Annotated in this window: 24 protein-coding genes; 22 read left to right on the forward strand and 2 right to left on the reverse strand. The window is 59.4% G+C overall.

Going from position 1 to position 15667, the window contains the following annotated elements; all coding sequences use genetic code 11:
* Positions 1-17: 17 nt before the first annotated feature.
* The 22 genes from ACS5Q8_RS22780 to ACS5Q8_RS22885 all read left to right on the forward strand — a co-directional run bounded on the left by ACS5Q8_RS22780 (position 18) and on the right by ACS5Q8_RS22885 (position 13517).
* Positions 18-254, forward strand: a complete 237-nt coding sequence (locus ACS5Q8_RS22780; protein ID WP_465159459.1) for a DUF551 domain-containing protein — start codon at positions 18-20, stop codon at positions 252-254.
* 19 nt (positions 255-273) lie between these two features.
* Positions 274-711: a hypothetical protein gene (locus ACS5Q8_RS22785; RefSeq protein ID WP_465159460.1), complete on the forward strand. Its 438-nt coding sequence runs from the start codon at positions 274-276 to the stop codon at positions 709-711.
* Complete coding sequence (locus ACS5Q8_RS22790) at positions 708-923, forward strand: hypothetical protein (protein ID WP_443700880.1); 216 nt, start codon at positions 708-710, stop codon at positions 921-923. The genes ACS5Q8_RS22785 and ACS5Q8_RS22790 overlap by 4 nt, the downstream gene beginning before the upstream one ends.
* The gene (locus tag ACS5Q8_RS22795) at positions 920-1057 is read left to right on the forward strand and encodes a hypothetical protein (RefSeq protein ID WP_443700879.1); all 138 of its coding nucleotides are present in this window, start codon (positions 920-922) and stop codon (positions 1055-1057) included. Before ACS5Q8_RS22790 ends, ACS5Q8_RS22795 begins: the two co-directional genes overlap by 4 nt.
* On the forward strand, positions 1054-1296 hold the full coding sequence (locus tag ACS5Q8_RS22800) for a hypothetical protein (RefSeq protein WP_443700878.1): 243 nt from the start codon (positions 1054-1056) through the stop codon (positions 1294-1296). The genes ACS5Q8_RS22795 and ACS5Q8_RS22800 overlap by 4 nt, the downstream gene beginning before the upstream one ends.
* Positions 1297-1663: 367 nt before the next feature.
* The gene (locus tag ACS5Q8_RS22805) at positions 1664-2446 is read left to right on the forward strand and encodes an ERF family protein (RefSeq protein ID WP_310170895.1); all 783 of its coding nucleotides are present in this window, start codon (positions 1664-1666) and stop codon (positions 2444-2446) included.
* A 3-nt stretch (positions 2447-2449) separates the two neighbouring features.
* Positions 2450-3067 carry a lambda exonuclease family protein gene (locus ACS5Q8_RS22810; protein WP_443700877.1) on the forward strand — a complete coding sequence of 206 codons (618 nt, stop codon included), beginning with the start codon at positions 2450-2452 and terminating at the stop codon, positions 3065-3067.
* Entirely contained in the window at positions 3064-3585 is a 522-nt protein-coding gene (locus tag ACS5Q8_RS22815; RefSeq protein WP_443700876.1) for a hypothetical protein, read from the forward strand. Before ACS5Q8_RS22810 ends, ACS5Q8_RS22815 begins: the two co-directional genes overlap by 4 nt.
* 72 nt (positions 3586-3657) lie before the next feature.
* The gene (locus ACS5Q8_RS22820; protein WP_443700875.1) at positions 3658-3981 is read left to right on the forward strand and encodes a hypothetical protein; all 324 of its coding nucleotides are present in this window, start codon (positions 3658-3660) and stop codon (positions 3979-3981) included.
* 57 nt (positions 3982-4038) lie between these two features.
* Entirely contained in the window at positions 4039-4641 is a 603-nt protein-coding gene (locus ACS5Q8_RS22825; protein ID WP_465159461.1) for a hypothetical protein, read from the forward strand.
* Between the two features lie 93 nt (positions 4642-4734).
* Positions 4735-5211: a hypothetical protein gene (locus ACS5Q8_RS22830; RefSeq protein WP_465159462.1), complete on the forward strand. Its 477-nt coding sequence runs from the start codon at positions 4735-4737 to the stop codon at positions 5209-5211.
* 120 nt (positions 5212-5331) lie between these two features.
* Positions 5332-5925 carry a DUF1566 domain-containing protein gene (locus tag ACS5Q8_RS22835; RefSeq protein ID WP_465159463.1) on the forward strand — a complete coding sequence of 198 codons (594 nt, stop codon included), beginning with the start codon at positions 5332-5334 and terminating at the stop codon, positions 5923-5925.
* Between the two features lie 57 nt (positions 5926-5982).
* Positions 5983-6336, forward strand: coding sequence for a four helix bundle protein (locus ACS5Q8_RS22840; RefSeq protein WP_014717870.1), 354 nt, complete (start codon positions 5983-5985; stop codon positions 6334-6336).
* A gap of 212 nt (positions 6337-6548) precedes the next feature.
* Positions 6549-7706, forward strand: a complete 1158-nt coding sequence (locus tag ACS5Q8_RS22845) for an RNA-directed DNA polymerase (RefSeq protein ID WP_465159464.1) — start codon at positions 6549-6551, stop codon at positions 7704-7706.
* A 44-nt stretch (positions 7707-7750) separates the two neighbouring features.
* Positions 7751-8776, forward strand: a complete 1026-nt coding sequence (locus tag ACS5Q8_RS22850) for a hypothetical protein (protein ID WP_465159465.1) — start codon at positions 7751-7753, stop codon at positions 8774-8776.
* A gap of 83 nt (positions 8777-8859) precedes the next feature.
* The gene (locus tag ACS5Q8_RS22855; RefSeq protein ID WP_126589383.1) at positions 8860-9048 is read left to right on the forward strand and encodes a hypothetical protein; all 189 of its coding nucleotides are present in this window, start codon (positions 8860-8862) and stop codon (positions 9046-9048) included.
* Positions 9049-9097: 49 nt separating this feature from the next.
* Complete coding sequence (locus ACS5Q8_RS22860) at positions 9098-9364, forward strand: hypothetical protein (protein WP_465159466.1); 267 nt, start codon at positions 9098-9100, stop codon at positions 9362-9364.
* A gap of 50 nt (positions 9365-9414) precedes the next feature.
* The gene (locus ACS5Q8_RS22865; protein WP_465159467.1) at positions 9415-9795 is read left to right on the forward strand and encodes a hypothetical protein; all 381 of its coding nucleotides are present in this window, start codon (positions 9415-9417) and stop codon (positions 9793-9795) included.
* Positions 9796-10045: 250 nt separating this feature from the next.
* On the forward strand, positions 10046-11287 hold the full coding sequence (locus ACS5Q8_RS22870) for an Arm DNA-binding domain-containing protein (RefSeq protein WP_465159468.1): 1242 nt from the start codon (positions 10046-10048) through the stop codon (positions 11285-11287).
* 71 nt (positions 11288-11358) lie between these two features.
* The gene (locus ACS5Q8_RS22875) at positions 11359-11670 is read left to right on the forward strand and encodes an Mpo1-like protein (RefSeq protein WP_276194587.1); all 312 of its coding nucleotides are present in this window, start codon (positions 11359-11361) and stop codon (positions 11668-11670) included.
* Between the two features lie 364 nt (positions 11671-12034).
* Positions 12035-12217, forward strand: a complete 183-nt coding sequence (locus ACS5Q8_RS22880; RefSeq protein WP_276194589.1) for a hypothetical protein — start codon at positions 12035-12037, stop codon at positions 12215-12217.
* 103 nt (positions 12218-12320) lie between these two features.
* Positions 12321-13517, forward strand: a complete 1197-nt coding sequence (locus ACS5Q8_RS22885) for an MFS transporter (protein ID WP_276194590.1) — start codon at positions 12321-12323, stop codon at positions 13515-13517.
* On the opposite strand, the gene arfB is transcribed toward ACS5Q8_RS22885, so the two are convergent.
* Positions 13514-13927, reverse strand: coding sequence for an alternative ribosome rescue aminoacyl-tRNA hydrolase ArfB (arfB, locus tag ACS5Q8_RS22890; protein WP_017847165.1), 414 nt, complete (start codon positions 13925-13927; stop codon positions 13514-13516). The two genes, ACS5Q8_RS22885 and arfB, sit on opposite strands and share 4 nt — an antisense overlap.
* A gap of 110 nt (positions 13928-14037) precedes the next feature.
* A complete protein-coding gene (locus tag ACS5Q8_RS22895) occupies positions 14038-15459 on the reverse strand; it encodes an amino acid permease (RefSeq protein ID WP_276194594.1) in 1422 nt (473 codons plus the stop codon).
* Positions 15460-15667: the final 208 nt, after the last annotated feature.

The following is a 15667-nucleotide window of genomic DNA, read 5'->3' on the forward strand; positions in this document are numbered from 1 at the left end:
AAACACTGGAGGTCGCCATGAGCGATTGGATCAAGGTTGAAGACAGGCTGCCGGAAGAGGGCCAGCAAGTCATCTGCACCGGCTTTCAATATGCGAACACATTCGGACGCCGCTACGTCGCCCCGTCGACTTATCACGATGCCGTTTTCTACGGATACGTCGACGAGGAAGACGATGAGCGCACGCCGCCGGATGCTGGGGAAATGCATAGCCCCACCCATTGGCAGCCACTCCCTGCCCCGCCCACCGAATAACGCCACCTTGGAGGCGACCATGAACGCAGCATTGAATATTTGCCAAGAGCGTTTCGACGCTCAGTTGCCTCCAGAGATCAGCGAGGCGAATCCGAAACAGGAGTGGCTGGAACACTCGGCGGAACAGTTGGTGTGCGGCGTCGACATCAAGTGGAAGCGGCGCTTCGGTCGTCCGCAGGTGGTGACCTTTGACCGGTACTGCACCTACCTGCAAGGCATCCTGAATCAGCGCCAGGTAGACGGCCTAGACGAGCGCGATTCGTTAGCGCGCCTGTTCCTTTCATCGATCCTTGGCAGCCAGGCGGATTCGCGCGGACACGCTGCTGACTTGATCGGCCAGCCACGGCCCATCGAAGCCGCCGAGCGGATCGCCATGGACCTGCTCAGGCCATACGCCGCCGACGCGGTGGTAGCAGAGCGGGAAGCGGCCGAGGACGACGTGGATGGTGATCTATGAATAACCCGACCACCCTCGCCCGCCTGGGCCTGGAAATCACCAAGATGAAGAAGTCCTGCACCCCGGTGCCAGACCGAACCTTCGTCATGGGCATGATCGAAATGGCGGAGCTCGCTGGACTGATCGATGCCCGCACCGCCAACCGTTACCGCGATGCGCTGGACGCAAAGTTCGTCGAGCGCAACCAGCAGCTCAAGAGGGCCGCCGCATGACCATCATCGCCGGATCATTTACAGGAATCGTGGAAGCCTTGAGAAATCGAGGCTTCTTGCTTTTAGCCGAAGTGAAATGGATCGAGCAGCCTTGCAAATGTGCGGGCCGCTGGACTTGCAAGGTGGCTAAATGAGCCTCGACGTATTCCGCAGGTTTGTTGATGGTGAATGGCCAGAAGAGATCGTGCATCTCAAAGGGAAAACGCTGATCCGCAAAAAGGACGGCACTCAATATCGCATAGCCCGCCACTCCGGCGAGTCGTTCGGCGGCAAGCCATGCGCATACCTTGTGCCCGCTGGCTGTTCATGGGGACCGCGCAGTCACTGGAAGACCTACGTCAAAATCCTCTCAGAAATGAGAGTCGCGCCATGACCTCCTACCAAAGAGCCAAGCGCTACTGCTTCTGGCGCGGGTCTGCCATAGCACTCGCATTCTTCACCTTCCTGATGTTGCTCGGCGCCCTCGCTGATCGAATCACTCAATAACCAACACCTTCAATAGCTGCGAGCATCGCGGCAAGGGAGTCATCGTGTCCGCACAACAGCAAGTAATCACCATTGACCACATCAGCGAAGAGACGGCTCCAGCCGTGTATGTTCAAAACGGCCTGGCGCGATCTACAAAGCCGCCAAGGAAGCATTCATCCAGCACGGCATGACGGAAGAATGCGCGCGACTCGCTGTGAAGCTGGTTGCGAGCGGCCTCATCCCTTCCATGTCCATCCAATACTGAGGTCACCATGAGCAATTTAGCGTTGGCCGAACAGGCCGAAACCCAGCAGGTAGCCAACCCCGTGGCCACTAATGAATCTACTGCGATGCTGACAATGATTCAGCGCGCGGCGACTGACCCAGCATTTGATGCCGACAAGATGCAGAAGATGATGGAGATGTACGAGCGCCATACGGATCGCACAGCAGCAGCAGCTTTCAATGCCGCAATGGTCCGCGCCCAGGCTCAGATTGGTCCGGTATTCCGCGACAAAATCAATACGCAAACCAGCAGTTCCTACGCGGCACTTGAATCGATCGATAAGAAGATATCCCCGGTTTACACCGCCTACGGCTTTTCCTTGTCGTTCGGCACCGCCGATAGCTCGTTGGTCGGCCACATCCGCACCGTTTGCGACTGCATGCACGAAGGCGGCCACACCAAGCAGTATCACATCGACCTTCCCATTGACTCCGTCGGCATCAAGGGCAGCGTGAATAAAACAGGTGTCCACGCAAGCGGATCGACCTTCAGCTACGCCCGCCGCTACCTGACGATGATGATCTTCAACGTGGTAATGACCAATGAAGACGACGACGGACAAGGTGCGAACAGCCCTCAAGATCCTCCGCCAGAGCCAGTCATAACCGCAGGCCAGGCAGCCCAACTCGACGCACTTCTGAAAAAATGTACTCCGGTGCTACAAGAGAACTTCACCGCCAAATACGGCTGCGCAGCCAACGTTTACAAGTCTGAGTTTGACGCGGTGTCGGCCCGCATCACCAAGTCTGCCAATCGCCCTCAGGAGTAAGTTATGCAAATCATCACTGAAGTTGAGCAGGGTTCGCCAGAGTGGCTAGCCCTGCGCCTGGGTATCGTCACTTGCTCCGAGTTGGAGTGCCTGCTTACCAACGGCAAGGGCGAGGCTGGTTTCGGCGTGGGCGCATTCACCTACATGAACACGCTGATCGGCGAGCGCATCACTGGCGAGGCTGCCGACCCTTTCCAGGGCAACCGCCACACCGAGCGCGGCCATGAGCTGGAAGGTGTTGCCCGCAAGCTGTACGAGCAGCGCGAAGAGGTCGAGACCAAGCAGGTTGCGATCATCCTCAACCACGGCGCCGGTTACTCGCCTGACTCGCTGGTGGGGGCCAATGGCCTGACGGAAATCAAAACCAAGCTCCCGAAATTCCAGGTCGAGGTGATTCTGTCCGGAGAAATTCCAAAGGAGCATATCGCCCAGTGCCAGGGTGGCTTGTGGATCTCGGAGCGTGAGTGGATTGACTTTGTTTGCTACTGGCCCGGCATGCCCCTGTTCATCAAGCGCGCTTACCGCGACGAAACGATGATCCGCAAGCTGTCCGAGCGGGTTAAGACCTTCTATGAAATCCTCGACGACCGCATGAACCAAGTATTGGGGATCGCAGCATGATCAGCATCCTACAGAACGAAGTAGAGCGCCTTCGGCCGGCGTCGAATGAACTGGCAGCCCAGGTTGAGCAGTTCCTGGCGGCCGGCGGAAAGATCGACACCTCAGGTCAGTCGAAGCCAAAGCCGGAAGTACTCGCCGGCCTCAAACAGCCGCCAACCTTCCATCGCCCCTCGGTCAAGACCGAGACCGAGCTGCAGGTGGCGAGAATCCGCGAAATGGCCCCGACCATGAGTCGCCGCGACATCTGCGAGAAGGAAGGGATCACACTTGGTGTTCTTAAGGGTATCGCTGGCCGATACGGGATCACGTTTCCTATCCGGCCGCAAATGCCAAGCCCGCCTAACAAGGTTGATTCAATCAGGGATGCTTTCCTGGTGGTGCGTATCAAGGAGTGCATCGACTCCGGCATCAGCCGGCAGCAGTGCTGCGTTACGTTGAAGATCAGCTCCACCCTGCTCTATCGGCTTATCAAGGACTACGGCATCGACTACCCAAAGCTGAAGCCTGCATTCAGATGAAGAAGCGCCCCCAGCAACGCAAACGTCAAACCTGGCTCGCACTGCCTGCCAGCGGAATAGAAGAGGTAGGCCATGGCGAAATCACCGCAGGAGCGCTCGGCCAAAACTGCCAGGAAGCGCGTGGCGAATGCCGAAGAGGAATTGAGGCTCAGGGTTCGCCCCGGCACCCGTCAGGCCCTGGCCGACCTGATGGAGTGGTCAGGCATTACTGAGCAGGGCGAGGCGATGACGCTGATGATTTATCACCTACATGCGCTTGGCTCTAAAGCCACATTCCTGCTTGATCCGCCGCGCCACGAAATCCAGATATCCGAAAACGTGGCGCGGGAATTCAGAAACAAAAGCCTGCTCGCCATCCAGAAAGACCCGGGCGACGAGATCATCGAACCCGCATAACCCACCCTACTCGCTGCATCCGGTAACCGGAGGGCGGCGCCTGACTGGAGACAATCCATGGACAAGAACACAAAGATCCTGATCACGGAGATCCCGGGTGAGTGGACCCAGCGCCAACGTAACGGCAGCCTCAACGTGTGGAACGGGGCGGATCATCACAGATTTCACCGTACCACTACTGACCTGCCTGAAGTCAGCCTGCGGCCCCCGGAAAACGGACTGTACGCCGAGCGAATCGATGGCGCCTGGTACTGGGTTTCTGGTTGTGCTAAGTGCAATGGAACCGGTGAGAAGTACAGCTACGTGGTGTGCGATAAGCACAACGTTTGCCGCCTGTGCAGCACTCACCGCTCGAAGCTCACGGAAACACCGTGGGGCCATCCTGACGGCTTCACCTGCAAACCTTGCCAGGACGCAGAAGACGCCGCTGCGAAAGCCGCCGCGCTGGCCAAGGTCGCCGAGACCGACTATGACGAGTGGGATTATCGCAGCCAAGACGAATGCAAATGCCCGCATTGCGCCACGGTCATCCACATCGAGGCTGAAGATTACGGCGACAAGAACATGACCTGCGACACCTGCGGCGGCGAGTTCGAACTTGTCACCGAGTACACAATTCAGTTCACCACCACGGTGATTGGCGAACGCCTCACCGCTTGATCCGGCTCCATGCCGGTCACCCGTAATACCCCAACCCAAACCAAATTGCCACCACCGGACACCGGAGGGCGGCGCTTACCCAGGAGTAAACCCATGACCAAGCAAGCACAGCAAACAATCGCCGCTTCCGAACTCCCTGAGCGCGGCCAACCTCTGGCCGGCGGTGTGTTCGTAACCCGCTACTGGCTCGGCGGCGTGGAGCGCGCCCTGATCCTTCTGCCTGACGAGCTCAACGGTGTCTGGGGCGAGTATGGCGTCGAGATCAAAGGTGCCGGCAGCTACAGCGACGGCGAAGCGAACACCCGCGCCATGGCCGAGGCCGGCAGCGAGATCGCCGTAAAAGCGCTGGAACTGGGCGGCTTTATTCCGTCCTGCCTCGAGGGCCAGCTGCTGATGGCTGCCAAGGCAGATGGCCTGGTAGAGCTTCGCGATGACCGCTACCACCACCTGAGCACGCAGCGCTCCGCCAACTACGCCTACAGCTTGGACTTTGAAGATGGCTGGCTCAACGGCCTCGACAAGGGCTTCGAGCGGCTCGCGCGCCCTGTCCGCAGCATCCCTATTCAGTAATTCATTCCTTCATTGATTTTTCGCAGGTGATTCCCGGGAGCGCCAGGACGGCGCTCAGACCAGAAGCATGTCGGGAAGCGCCGACGGCCTGCACCCCTATCTCGCTCACAGGAGCATCCCATGCAAGAAAATGAACTGACCACCTACACCCGAAAAGACTTGATCATCAGTAGCCCAGATCCGGCGGTGGTGCTGAAGCTGGCAACTCTGGCCATCGCCGCCGCGCCGGCCATTTCGGCAAGCGGCATCCCCGCCATCGGCGAATACTGGCCCGGTGAGGGCGGCGTGAACGGCGGTTTGTTCCCTGGCGGAGGAAAGCCCTACTACCTGATTGTGCCGATCGGCAGCGATGCAGAGGCGAGCCATGAGTGGGGTGGCTACGGCGATGAACTTGATGGCGCCAAATCCCCATGGGACGGCCAGGCGAACACCGCTTACCTCGCCAGCAGCAACCGGGAGCACGACCACCCCGCGGCCCAATTCTGTGCAGCCTTCGAGCGTGACGGGCACAAGGACTTCTACCTGATGGCTCGCCGTGAGGCTTCCTTCCTCGAAATCACCGTGCCGGACGTGTTCACCCAGGCGCACCACTGGACCAGCACGCAGCGCTCCGCCAACAACGCCTACCTCATGGTCTTTGTAGATGGCTGGCTCTTCTACGACGACAAGCTCGACGAGCGGCTCGCGCGCCCTGTCCGCAGAAAGTTTATTTAATCATTCAATTCTTCATTCATGGGCGCGGCAGCGCCCTCGCTTTTCAGGAGTCCAGGGATGGCGCTGCATACGGATTTGGAAATCCACAAGGTGGCCGAGGAGTTGCTCGGGCTTTCGCTTGACCTGGTGCGCAATATCCCGCGCGACCTGAAACAGGTTGTCGGGGCAAAAATCCGGGACGAGTGCCTGCAGGTGTTGGTGCTGATCGGCCGGGCCAACATGACCCGGGACAAACTGCCCCAGATCAACCTCCTGCTCGAAAGCATCTGGATGCTCAACTACCTGCTGCGCGCCCTCACCAATCGAGGGTTGATCAGCAAAGGGCAGCATGCCAAGGCAATGATGATGACGGCCTCAGTTGGCCGCCAGGCAAACGCCTGGAAGAAGTCCGCAACCGCGCCCGCTGCTTGAGGGTCAAGGCCCTCTTGCCTGTGCGCCAAATCTGGTCGAGCCGCTGACCTCCGGGTCACCGCCATGCGCACAACAGATACCGCCGGTCTAAAGCGTCCGCGTAGGTCTCGCGCAGTTTCCAAACTGATCGGCACTGCCTTCGGTTTGGCGATGTAGATAGCTCGACAGGTCGCAGCGCTCCGCCAACAACGCCTACAACATGGACTTTGAAGATGGCTGGCTCAACAACAACGACAAGAACAACGAGCGGCTCGCGCGCCCTGTCCGCAGATTTAAGTGTTGCTCCCTTCCAGTTCGAGGATCTCGTCCAGGCTTACTACGACTGCCGACGCAACAAGCGGAATTCCGCGAGCGCCCGGCTGTTCGAGAAGGACATGGAGATCAACTTGCTGGAGTTACACGACGACCTGATTGCCGGAACTTACCGGCCAGGCCGATCCATCTGTTTCGTGGTCACCCGACCGAAAGCCCGCGAGGTATGGGCAGCGGCCTTTCGGGACCGCGTCGTCCACCACCTGCTGTACAACCATGTGGCACCGCGCTTCTACGCCAGCTTCATAGTGGACAGTTGCGCATGCATTCCAGGGCGCGGCACGCTGTACGCGGCCAAGCGCCTTGAGTCGAAGATCCGCAGCGCCTCGCAGAACTGGTCAAAGCCGATCTTCTACCTCAAGTGCGACCTGGCCAACTTCTTCGTCGCCATCGACAAGGCGGTGCTGCGCAAGCAACTGGCTGCCAGGATCACCGAACCCTGGTGGCTGGCCCTGGCCACGCAGATCCTCATGCACGACCCGCGCGAGGATTACGAGACCCGCAGCCCCGCGCACCTGTTCAACCGGGTGCCACAGCACAAGCGCCTGGTGGCACAGCCTGCCCACCTCGGTCTGCCGATCGGCAACCTGTCGTCGCAGTTCTTCGCCAACGTCTACCTCGACAGCCTGGACCAGTTCGCCAAGCACACGCTGCGCGCCAGGCACTACATCCGCTACGTGGATGACTTCGTATTCCTGCACGAGTCGCCACAGCAGCTCAATCAGTGGTTGGCCGAGGTCGAAGAGTTCCTGCCCAGGCTCGGCGCCAGGCTGAATCCCACCAAGACAATCCTGCAGCCCGTGGACCGCGGCGTCGACTTCGTTGGGCATGTGATCAAACCTTGGCGGCGCTCGACTCGTAAGCGGTCGCTTGCCCAGGCGCTGAAGCGTACCGCCGCGGTGCCGGCCGAGGATCTGCGCGAGACGGCCAACAGCTACTTCGGCCTGCTCAGCCAGGCAAGCCATAGCCACAAAGACCGGGCCGCACTCGCCCGAGTCGTGCTGAAGCGCGGCAACAGCGTCAACGCGGCGCTGACCCAGACCTACCAGAAGAAGTAACTCCACCACTCCACCGCCCGGGCATGGCCCGGCAAGGACTCCCCATGCCTACAGAAAACAAACTGCTGAGCCTGGCCACCGGTCACGATCTCAATCAATGGAGGCTTGTGCCGGTTGAACCGACCGAAACCATGGTGATAAACGGCTTTGAATCGGAGCCGGACGAGTGCTTTTCCGATGAAGACGTCTGGGAGCAGTACCAAGGGATGAGCGGCTGCCAGCAAGCGGCGTTCCGTGCGAAGCTGTGCTGGGCCGCCATGCTTGCCGCCGCCCCGGTGCCGCCACAAGCTGAACTCGACCGCGCTGTCGCCGAGCGCGGCGCCAACCCAGAGCCCGACCCAGCGCTCTGCAAGTTCTACGACGTGGAGGACTGGGCCGGACTTGTCCGCGAACTGGTCGGTCATGTTGCTCAACTCCAGGACTCGGCCAAACGCAACGTAAAGCCATGGGAAGATACGTTCCCGCCGACACTGCTGCCCGCCTACATCGAGCGCGTGAAAGGTGAGAATGCAGCCGCACAGCCCCAGGGCGATGGCGTCAACTGGAAGGGTGTGGCAAACGAACAGAAAGGGATCATTGAGCAGCAGCAGAACCTTATCGTCAGCTTGCGCGGGGAACTGGTTGAGTCTTACAGCGTAGACGGTAAACCCCAGCGCGAGCCGGTGGAGCGCCAACCGGACGCAATCATTGAAGGCGTGATGACTTCGGTTGGCATAACCCATGCGATCTACGCCAGCACTGTCACGCTCAAGCATGGTGAGCAGGTGAAGCTCTACGCAGAGCAGCCCGCGCCGGTAGCGGTGGTGCCCGATGGCTACTGCATCATGCCCCGCCAACTTACCGCTGAGAATGGCGCCAAAGCCTTGCTGCTCGGCGAGTTCAAGCTGCTGGTCACCAAAGAATGCCATGAATGCTGCGAGCTTGAAGAGCCAACCGAAGGCTGCTCAATCTGCGACGGCGAAGGCGAGTACGGGCAGAAACACACCATCCCGTGGGATCAGATCAAGTTCATCTACAGCAAGGCCGTATCGGGCCTGGCCGTGAAGGCTGAGTCTGCCAATTCCCGATAGGAGCACATCCGTACTCCAGCGCAAAACCTGTAACCCCTCCCCCTTCAAAGTCAGCCGCTATAGCGGCAAGGACGAACTCGCCCATGAAAAGAACAGTCGTGCTCACCGGCAAAGCAGTCGTGAACTTCCGAAAGGTCATTGAGAACGTCGATGAAGATGAAGTGCAGGAGCTGCTGACAAGCAATGACCATCGGGAATCGCAGATTGACGACGATGACCTGCTCGATATCGAGTGGATTCACGATGACGTCGATATCAAGGTGACGCAATGATCGCCACCCTCTGGTTCGCCTACGTGTTCATCTACAAGGGGCCGAGGCCATGAGCGATGCACCGAAGAGCATGGGCTTCATGGACCATGGCAAGACGAATTGCGGCCTCCTAGTGATGAGTCGGTGGGATGAACCTGACCGCGATGGAAACGCGAAAGACCTGCAGCGCTTTGTAAAAGACGTGAAGCGCAGCGGGCTCAACCACTCTCGCGCTGAGCGTTTCGAGGGCGATAAATTCCCTGATTGGGTTGGTGAGCTCCATTGCGACGATATGCAATGCCAGTGCCGACGCTTCCTTCGTACCAAACAAGCCTAACCCCAATCCTCCTACATGTCTGCCGGTGAGCGGCGGGCGAGGTACTTCCTATGTCTGAAATTAAGTGTCACCAGGGCCACATCCAGAGAATCAGCACGGATGATTGGGTCGCCACGCTGACCCTTGACCAGATGCGCTATGCCCGTACCGCAATGGACGAAAAGATCAAGGCGGCTGAGGCACAGCCAAAGCGCACGATCTGGCGGGTTTGCTGCAGAAGCACGTGCATTGCCAACTATCGCGAGGACCAGTACGAGAAAGCAGCCGATCACCTTCTGCGCATCTTCAAGGAAACATTCATGGAAGAGGCCGCCGACTACGTGAAGAAGCCGTTCGGCACTGAGACCTTCCGCCGGCAACTGCCGAGCATCGAGATAGAACGCGTTACCCAGCACGAATACGACACAGAGTGGTTCCCCGCCAAACCCTAACCCACCTTCTGCCGCCCAGCGCGGCAAGGACACTAAATGACCATCAATTCAGCACGGCCCGGAATGGGCTGTGGGAGCGAGCTATGAGCGGGCCAGTCAGATACAAGACCGTCGAGCAGTTCTCGCGAGAGTCTGGCTATACACCAGATGCCATCCGAACCAAAATCCGCGACGGCATTTGGCCGAAGCACGCCGTCTGGAAGAAAGCGCCGGACGGTCGGGTACTTATAGATGTTGAGGGGTATTACTCATGGGTAGAGATGGGGGAGGCGTCCGCGCCGCGTCTGCAAGTAGTATCGAGATCACATTCCAATACCAGGGCGTCCGGTGCCGCGAGAGGGTCCAACTCAAGCCCACCACCGCTAACCTGAAAAAGGCCGAGCTGCATAAGGCCGCAATTGAACACGCCATCCTCGGCGGCACATTTGATTACGCCAAGACATTCCCAAACTCAAAGAAGGCCATGGCTTTCAAAACGCCGGAGGATCGGCAGAATCTGGGGGTTTACTTGCTTGAGTGGCTGGATAAGAAGAAGGCTCAGCTCAAATCCAGCACAGCCGAGCACTACCGGGAGATGATCGCCGGTCGGCTGATCCCGATGTTCGGCCACCTTTCATTGGGAGAGCTTTCCCGAAAGCACGTCAGGGACCGGCTCTCGCAGTACAAGGTTGGCAACAAGACGATGACCAACCTGCAGAGCTGCTTGCGGTCGTCTCTTGATGATGCGGTAGAAGACGAGATCTTGGAGATCAACCCGATGGTCGGGTGGAACTACAAAAACCGGGAAGAGCTCAAGGAGGACGATGATGTCGATCCGTTCACCGTCGAAGAACAGGAAGCTCTTCTGGCTGCGACACCACGTGATCAGCGCGCGCAGATGATCTTCTCGTTCTGGACAGGCCTTCGCCCGAGCGAGCTTATTGCTTTGGAGTGGGGGGATGTCGATTGGATTGGCGGATCGGTTCGCATTGTTCGCGCCAAAACGCGAGCGGCGAATTCGCCGGAGACACCGAAAACCGCGAGCGGCCGTCGGACGGTAAAATTGCTGAAGCCTGCCCTGGATGCTCTGACCCAGCAGAAGGCTCTGACATTTTTGGCGGGGGGAAGGATATTTTTGAACCCGCATAGTGGCGAGCCATGGGAAGAGTCTGGACGCATTAGAAAGCTGCTCTGGCTTCCAGCGATGAAGAAGTCAGGAGTCCGCTACCGCAGGCCGTACCAAACTCGCCATACCTACGCGTCAATGATGCTTTCTGCCGGAGAGCATCCGATGTGGGTGGCGAGTCAGATGGGGCACAAAGATTGGACCATGATCGCAAGGATTTATGGTCGCTGGATGCCTTCGGCGGACACCGGGGCAGGCAGCAAGGCAGAGGCTCTTTTCGGAGCTAATGCCAAGGTTATGACAACATCACCTCTACAGGCCGCAATTTACGCGACTGCGACCAAGGATACTAAAGTGGCATCTAATGTCACTGGCTGTTACCACTGATCACTCTAGACTCAAATAAGCTCCCCGCCGAACAAGTGTTCGACGGCATAACAATCAAAGGGCCCGCCACCGTGGAAAACATCAAGCGATTCAACAGCTTCGCCGAGTTTTACCCGTACTACCTGAAGGAACATGGCAACAGCACCTGCCGACGCCTGCACTTTATCGGCACCACGCTGGTGATTGGGCTTTTGGCGTATGCCCTGGGCAAAGGCGCCGTCGGCCTGCTGCTCGCGGTGCCCATCGCCGGCTACGGCTTCGCCTGGGTGGGTCACTTCTTCTTCGAAAAGAACCGCCCGGCAACCTTCCAACATCCGTTCTACAGCCTGCTGGGGGATTTCGTGATGTACCGCGACATGATCCTGGGGAAGGTGCCGTTCTAGCGGTGTGACGTCTTGTCACTTGCGCTTGAACGCTGAAGGTTTGTCCATTCGTCGATATAAAAGTCTTTTTGTCATTTACAGTGCTGTACCCTGCCAAGGCTTTTTGAGAGCGCGGAATCACCTGCGATTGAAAAAAACAGACTTTGCGAGGAGCGACGACGATGCACGAGATACCTAATCTCCCCTTCCCAAGCCTGCACCCAACTGAGCAGCCAACACCGCAGCAGGCCAGCGCCAAGCAGCCTGAGGCCAAAGAAGCAAAACCAGTCGACCGCAAAAGCCAGGACTGACGCTGTACCAGACCGTGTGGAAAGCGCAGCTTTGAGCGCTTTCCACACTGCCTGAATTTCCCGAGATACCCGCCATGACCGATAAGCACCCCGATCGCCCCGACACCGCCGTACTCGACACTGCCCTGCAGATGGTCGACGTTTGGAACCGTCTCAGCGCGGACAAACAAGCCCTCCTGCTCAAGCGCTTCGGCACCCAGGAAAACGCCTTGGCCGCCCTGGTCACCACGCAAATGCTCGCGCCCGCCCGGTCCTGACGCCGTTTAGAGTGGCGCTTTGACTTTTTACTGCCCTGCGCGGGCCAAAGCATCGGTATCATTAGCAGCCTATCTTTACCTGCTGCGACAATGGACCCTTCCCATGCCAGATACCCAGCGCCCCATGGCGGTCACGCTGCAAGTTGTTTCCATCGTGCTGTTCACCTTTATCGGCTACCTGAATATCGGCATTCCCCTGGCCGTGTTGCCGGGCTATGTCCACAGTGAACTGGGCTTTGGCGCGGTGATCGCCGGGCTGGTGATCAGTGTGCAATACCTGGCCACCCTGCTGAGCCGCCCGTATGCCGGGCGCATCATCGATAATCTGGGTAGCAAGCGCGCTGTGCTGATCGGCCTGGCGGGCTGCGGCCTGAGTGGGGTGTTCATGTTGCTCGCGGCGTGGTTTTCCAGCCTGCCGGCGCTGAGCCTGGGCAGCCTGCTCATCGGTCGCCTGGTGCTGGGCAGTGCTGAAAGCCTGGTGGGTTCGGGCGCCATCGGCTGGGGCATTGGCCGGGTGGGTGCGGCGAATACGGCGAAGGTCATTTCGTGGAACGGCATCGCCAGCTACGGCGCCCTGGCAGTCGGCGCGCCGTTGGGGGTGCTGCTGGTCAGTCACCTCGGTTTGTGGAGCATGGGCGTGAGTATCCTGCTGCTGTCGGCGGTGGGCCTGCTGCTGGCTTGGCGTAAAGAGCCGGCACCGATTGTTGCAGGGGTGCGCCTGCCCTTCATGAACGTGCTGGGCCGGGTATTGCCCCATGGTTGCGCACTGGCGCTGGGCTCCATCGGTTTTGGCACCATCGCCACCTTCATCACTCTGTACTACACCACCCAGCATTGGGATAACGCGGTGTGGGCACTGAGCCTGTTCGGCGCCAGTTTTATCGGCGCGCGCCTGTTGTTTGGCAATTTGATCAACCGCATCGGCGGCTTTCGCGTGGCCATTGCCTGCCTGTCGGTGGAGGTGCTTGGCCTGCTGCTGCTGTGGCTGGCGCCGGATGCCCAGTTGGCACTGGCGGGCGCGGCGCTGAGCGGCTTTGGCTTTTCCCTGGTGTTTCCGGCGCTGGGGGTTGAGGCGGTCAATCTGGTGCCTGCATCCAGCCGGGGTTCAGCGGTGGGTGCGTACTCGCTGTTTATCGACTTGTCGCTGGGGATCACCGGCCCGCTGGCCGGGGCCGTGGCGGCCGGCTTTGGCTTTGCGTCGATTTTCCTGTTCGCCGCCCTCGCCGCCTTGGGCGGGTTGCTGCTGAGTGTCTACCTGTACCGGCAAGCGCCCATGGCCCGCAAGGCGCGCGACGCCTAGAAGTCGACTTTGCCGCGCCCGGCCTTGATGCTGCCGCGCTTGGTCTTGGACTCCAGGCGGCGTTTCTTCGAACCCAGGGTCGGTTTGGTCGGGCGGCGTTTCTTCTCCACCTTGGTGGCGCTGAGGATCAACTCCACCAAGCGTTCCAGCGCATCGGCGCGGTTCTGTTCCTGGGTGCGGTATTGCTGGGCCTTGAGCACCAGCACACCGTCGCTGGTAATCCGACTGTCGCGCAGCGCCAGCAAACGTTCCTTGTAGAATTCCGGCAACGACGAGGCCGGAATATCAAAGCGCAGATGCACCGCGCTCGACACCTTGTTGACGTTCTGCCCGCCGGCGCCCTGGGCGCGAATGGCGGTCAGCTCGATCTCGGCGTCGGGCAGGTGCACGTTGTTGGAAATCACCAGCATGAGCAACGGGTTCCTCTAAGGGGAGCCCAAGGATACGCGAATGCGCCCCGCCCATCCCTTCAAACAACAAACCCGGCACAGGGCCGGGTTTGCTCGACAGCATCGAACGGTCATTCCACCGCCGGCATTACCGTCGCCGGGCGCTGATCCGCACTGCGCTTGTTCTTGATCCAGTAACACAGCCCCATGAACGCCACCCACACCGGGATCGCATACACCGAGACCTGAATCCCCGGAATCATCAACATGATCACCAGGATAAACGCCACGAACGCCAGACAGACGTAGTTGCCATACGGATACCACAGCGCCTTGAACAACGGCACCTGGCCGGTGCGGTTCATGTGCTGGCGGAACTTGAAGTGGGAGAAGCTGATCATCGCCCAGTTGATCACCAGCGTGGCCACCACCAGCGACATCAACAGCTCCAGCGCATGTTGCGGGATCAGGTAATTCATCAGCACCGCCACCAGGGTGATCGCCGCCGAGGCGAGGATCGAACGCACCGGCACGCCGCGCTTGTCGATCTTCGCCAACGCCCGCGGCGCGTCGCCCTGCTCGGCCATGCCCAGCAGCATGCGGCTGTTGCAGTAGGTGCCGCTGTTGTACACCGACAGCGCGGCGGTCAGTACCACAAAGTTGAGGATATGCGCGGCGGTGTTGCTGCCGAGCATCGAGAACACCTGCACGAACGGGCTACCGCTGTAGGCATCTCCGGATGCGTTGAGGGAGACCAACAGGCTGTCCCACGGTGTCAGCGACAACAGCACTACCAGGGCGCCGATGTAGAAAATCAGGATGCGGTAGATCACCTGGTTGATCGCCTTGGGGATCACGGTGCGTGGCTGGTCGGCTTCGGCCGCCGTAAAGCCAAGCATTTCCAGGCCGCCGAAGGAGAACATGATGAGCGCCATGGCCATCACCAACCCGCCCACGCCGTGGGGGAAGAAGCCGCCGTGTGCCCACAGGTTGCTCACCGAGGCTTGCGGGCCGCCGCTGCCGCTGACCAGCAGGTAGCTGCCCAGGGCGATCATGCCGACGATGGCCACCACCTTGATGATGGCAAACCAGAACTCAGCCTCGCCGAAGACTTTGACGTTGGCCAGGTTGATCAGGTTGATCAACACGAAAAACGCCGCTGCCGACACCCAGGTCGGGATCTCCGGCCACCAGTAATGCACGTATTTACCGACAGCCGTCAGCTCCGACATGCCCACCAGGATGTACAGAATCCAGCAGTTCCAGCCCGACAAGAAGCCAGCGAAACCGCCCCAGTATTTGTGGGCAAAGTGACTGAAGGAACCGGCCACCGGCTCTTCGACGATCATTTCGCCAAGCTGGCGCATGATCATGAAGGCAATGAAGCCGCAGAGGGCATAGCCCAGGATCATCGACGGGCCGGCAGACTTGAGCACCCCGGCCGAGCCCAGGAACAGGCCGGTGCCGATGGCACCACCGAGGGCGATCAACTGGATATGACGGTTTTTCAGGCCACGTTTCAGTTCGCCTGAAGAGGAATCGGGTCCACTCATGAAAAGGCTCTCACGCAAGGTTTGATAATGTTGAATGCAGGTTGCTGCCTTGATGTGCGACTCAAGCAGCGCCGCTCAAACCCCAGCGCAGGCACCAGGAATACAGCGTCGTTCTAACGGTCATGCGTCACCTGTTTGTTTTTATCTGTGACGAAATCGAACCCGTCTGGCTCGTGGCCAGGCGGAGTGATCAGGGTGGATAAACCCT

The sequence above is a fragment of the Pseudomonas sp. PAMC25584 genome, from assembly GCF_058135675.1.